The 4,372-nt window shown below is 34.5% G+C and carries 4 protein-coding genes; all 4 read right to left on the bottom strand.

Going from position 1 to position 4,372, the window contains the following annotated elements:
* Positions 1-200, bottom strand: a 200-nt coding sequence (locus BLR11_RS13740) for a transposase (protein WP_176763018.1), incomplete at its 3' end; no start/stop codon positions are given.
* A gap of 238 nt (positions 201-438) precedes the next feature.
* Positions 439-1,305 carry a porin family protein gene (locus BLR11_RS13735; protein WP_143006451.1) on the bottom strand — a complete coding sequence of 289 codons (867 nt, stop codon included), beginning with the start codon at positions 1,303-1,305 and terminating at the stop codon, positions 439-441.
* Positions 1,306-1,327: 22 nt separating this feature from the next.
* On the bottom strand, positions 1,328-2,680 hold the full coding sequence (locus BLR11_RS13730; protein WP_091653235.1) for a metallophosphoesterase: 1,353 nt from the start codon (positions 2,678-2,680) through the stop codon (positions 1,328-1,330).
* Positions 2,681-3,100: 420 nt separating this feature from the next.
* A complete protein-coding gene (locus tag BLR11_RS13725; RefSeq protein WP_091653232.1) occupies positions 3,101-3,997 on the bottom strand; it encodes a LysR family transcriptional regulator in 897 nt (298 codons plus the stop codon).
* Positions 3,998-4,372 lie beyond the last annotated feature (375 nt).

Raw genomic sequence — 4,372 nt, 5'->3', positions numbered from 1 at the left:
CGAAGTTCGCGAGAATAAAAACCGTTGCGGCTATTACCAGAAGACCAGCCGTTGGAACTATGTTTCTCATATCCTAAAAAACTAGAAAGTTCAACCTTAAGCAACTGGTTGATGGCATCTTCAAGTTCTTGACGAAAGACATCTTCAACAGATTGTTTTTCTACTAGCGCTTGCATGAGTTTTGTGTTAAGATTTGACATTAGGGAACCTCATTTCTTTAGTGTCTTTGTTAGCACTTAACACTATACAGGAATGAGGTTCCTTTTCCTATGGGCCTCTTAGAGTTTACACATAAAATTTTATACTATCCAACCATTAGACACCGATATTACTTATAAAATAATATATTTATATTACATATCATAACCATTGTATTGAATACATGACTATTCAACATAATGGTTAATCAAGCATTTTTCCATATAATGCTTGTGTGCTTTAAAAATGATAAACTATGCTGAAATACGGACCACGCAGCCGATACATAGGTCTATCATCATCATTTACACTCAAATCAGCATTCATATTAATAACCCGATATCCACCTGCTATACTGAAATTTCGGTATGCGTTATAACTTACTCCTGCTTCGTAATCATATAAATACCCATAATGACCCATTGTCATTCCCGCAAAATCACTGAAAAACATAAGTCTCTTCTGTTCATCAAGGTATGCATGTACACTCAAATTCAAAGTAGGTGCAACCCGGAAAAGTACATCTGAACTTTTTATATTTATTCCTGGATTTGCCGTCGCCGCAACGGATGTATACATATAATACATCCGCAGACCGGCTCCACCGTAAAGTTCAACACGATTTTTTTCCCAAATTTTCTGCTTCCAATTTACGGCAATATAATCTAATTCTAAAACGCTATGAAGATTTGCATCGGTAAACTCACCCCCCTGATAAACAAAAGAATCAGCCAAATGAATATCTCCTGTTTGGCGGACATGGATATAATCAAAATCGAATTTCCCCCATGTAAGTTTAAGTTCAGGGACATTAGAGTTTTCTATTCCTAATTTATCTCTGAAATTAATGGTTTCTCTCTGTCCGGCAGTCGTTTTTCCCGTATTTACCGTTAAATTTAATTTTGGCATAACATATCGGACTTCGCAGATAATGTCATCCTTGTTTTTCTTCTCCCCTCTTATATTTTCTTTTTTTGTGATAACAGCCCCAATTTCCTTCGCATCAGTCTGTCCTGCATTTGTTTCAGCAGCCAGTGCTGCCCCTGACAACAATGTAATCAACAACGCTAAACTATATATCCTGCATATATGCCGTACCATCATCATCTTCCCCGCTTAATCATTGAATTTAACTATTTTTAACTTTTACAGACAAATCATCCAGCGTACCTTCTTCTGTATATTCATATAAAGCAGCATTATCCGTGATTCCAGTTTCTATTACCGCAAAGGTTCTCGTTGCTGGTGGATAATCCGAATTATGGTCAACCCATGTGCCTGAATTAACATAGAATTTTTTCCCGTCCTGCTGAAAATCAGGAATATGTGTATGTCCAAAAACAACAACATCAAAAGAACTCTCATTCCGTTCTAGATATTGTTTTTTAGCACATTTGTAAAAATATTTTTTTGTTTCAGTTCCCGCCTCGGTTCCGGCCTCTAAAAAAGGAGTTTTAACCCATACATCATTCATTTTCTGCCGTTCATCCCAATAACGCTGAAAATTCCGGAACAATACCGGTGCAGAAATCGTCCCATCCGGCTGTTCAACAGGATACATATCTTTTAATGAATAACTGCCATTGAAACCACACGTTTTCAGCTTAAATATCTTATCTTCAAAATTACTTTTTTCTGTAATTCTGTTAAATAATGTTTCCAATGTTTTTGCATAAGCATAGGCACCCATTTGATCGACGTTAGACGAATTCGGAATTTTAGTAATCACAGGATAGTTCTTTTTAATTTTTGGCTTATTTTCTATAACCCAGCTAGTTCCCACCCGGGCATAAAAATATCCAGGCGGATACATGGTATCATCACTCCTGCATAATTCCTTATTAGAGACCCTGTCCGGCGCGGAATACGGATCATAGCGGTGACAGTGTTCAATAACAATTTCTTTGCGGTCACCTGTAACATATCGTCCCAAACCCTTTGCATCCCGTGTTTGAATAATTCCAGGCAGTAAATATTTCAAAATTCCTATTTCCATATTCATGTCATGATTGCCTATTACATAAACCAGCTTGATGCCTTTTTTCATAACATTATTCAGTTCATCAATGACATCTTGATTGTTTTTCGCTACTTGGAGAAAAAATGTTTGAAAATCTGTTATCGGTCCGTATGTCAACGGTAAAAACCATTCATCAAGAAAATCCCCCGCAATAACGAGTTCTCTTATATCTGCGGTCTGCTGCAGCCGTCTTAAAAACTCAATAAAAAGAGCTCTGTTGTGAACATTTTCAGCAAAGCTATCATCAATACCAAAATGTAAATCACTAACAACAATAATTTTATTCTTATGTCTGCTTGCCTTCCATAAAGGCTGTATATCCCGTCCGCTTCCTAATCCCGCTGCAATAACACGATTAGAAAACGAAAAGGATCCATCTATTGCAGCTGCTGCTAACGTCAATCCACCTATAGCCGCCCCTTTAAGAAATGCCCTTCTAGATAATTTCTTTGATTTTTTCATAATATCTATCTCCCATCCATATATAATTATCTCAATACGTGACTCACAATTGTTTTATATTTAAATTGCATGATATTTCATATTCCTTCTCATTTTTTCCTGAAATCCCCCCATGTTATGTATCACTCTATACATATTTAAAAACGTCTTGTCCTATAAAAGCTTTAATTCTATAGTTATTTTATAGTCATTACCACTAATTATATTATTATTATTTTACATGTAAATATAAATTACTTTTTTGCGCATTGCACAAACTGTAGTTTATATTGCACAAAATGCATTTTTTACTCAAAAAAGCAATACCACTATTTTATTTTTTAATTCTTAATGTATTTTTACTCTTTACATAAATAATTTCTCACAGAAATGCTTCTATACATATCCTGCTAGTATAAAAATTAATGATAGTAAATGTTTTTATTCCTCATTTAGAAAATGTTCAATATATCCAGACTGGCATATAAATTTTACCCACTTTGTCATAGTTTCATCTAACATAAAGTTTTTCCGATAAACTAAATAAAAAGATTTGTAATATTTTATATCATCAATCTTTATTCGTGACAAAAGTCCCTGCTTTCTTTCATTTCTTGTACAAATATCGGTAAGAAATGCTATTCCCCGATTATGAAGAACTGCTGTTTTAATATCAGCCGGGTAATAATAAATCCCATTAAAGGCTGGATTGCAATGATGTACCGCTAACAAGTGATCCAATATCTTGCGAGTATAACTTCCGTTATCATATGTGACAAGCTTATATTTTTCCAATACATCCCAAGAAATATGTTTTCCAGCTAATGGATGTGATGCAGAACAAACAAAAGACATTGCATCGTTAAATAAAAGCCGGCAAATTAATGACTTATCTTTGGGATTTCTATGGATAATAGCAACATCAATTACCCCTTTCCGTAAGTCCTTTAATAAATCCGCCGTGTCAGCTACTTCCAGCGGTATTTCCAACGAGGGAAATATATTTTGCATTTCTTCTAATATTTGATAAATAATAGTTTGCGCAATCATAACGCAGGACCCTAACCGTAATACACTTCTGCCCTTAAGCGCTTCCATGTTCCGTTTTAAATTTTCAATATCTCCAAGAATTATATTCGCATGCTCAAGAAAACGCTGCCCATTAGATGTCAACTTAAGATTTTTTCCTCGAATAAACAGTTTAACCTGAAATTCTTTCTCAATCGTCATAATAACTTGGCTAACAGAAGACTGTGAAATTAATAAATCATTTGCCGCTTTACTCATATTTAAAGAGTGTCCGACAGCTGCTATGATTTGTAAATCCCGGATAGTCATGTAAATCACCTCTCCACATTAATCATAAGTATTTACTTATAGTTAATATTATAAATTTCATATTTCACATTTACAACTCTAAGTTTTACAATTAATGCATATGTTTTATAGCTTAATTCAACTATTGCAATGTACATAAAATAGTTAGAACATAATCCCTAATTAAATTGAGAGGTATATATTGACACACCCACATCATCTCGTATTTTCTGGATAGTGTCAAGATAAATGTGTAAACGTTCCTGCAAGCATTTTAGGCTGTTCTTACCGATTAGGATTATCAAACATATTCACTAAATCACTTTCGGCCGCATTGAACCCTAAATGGATTCGAGCAGCTTGCTTTCGATTATAGTCACTGTAATATGTACAAAC

Source organism: Megasphaera paucivorans (assembly GCF_900103535.1).
GTDB classification, from domain to species: domain Bacteria; phylum Bacillota; class Negativicutes; order Veillonellales; family Megasphaeraceae; genus Megasphaera_A; species Megasphaera_A paucivorans.
Note: the sequence above shows the minus strand (reverse complement) of the source record. Positions and strands in the feature narration are given on the sequence as shown.

Coding starts and splice junctions, on each gene's coding strand:
- BLR11_RS13730 (WP_091653235.1), bottom strand. CDS start 2,680: ATGAAAAAATCAAAGAAATTATCTAGAAGGGCATTTCTTAAAGGGGCG.
- BLR11_RS13725 (WP_091653232.1), bottom strand. CDS start 3,997: ATGACTATCCGGGATTTACAAATCATAGCAGCTGTCGGACACTCTTTA.
- BLR11_RS13735 (WP_143006451.1), bottom strand. CDS start 1,305: ATGATGATGGTACGGCATATATGCAGGATATATAGTTTAGCGTTGTTG.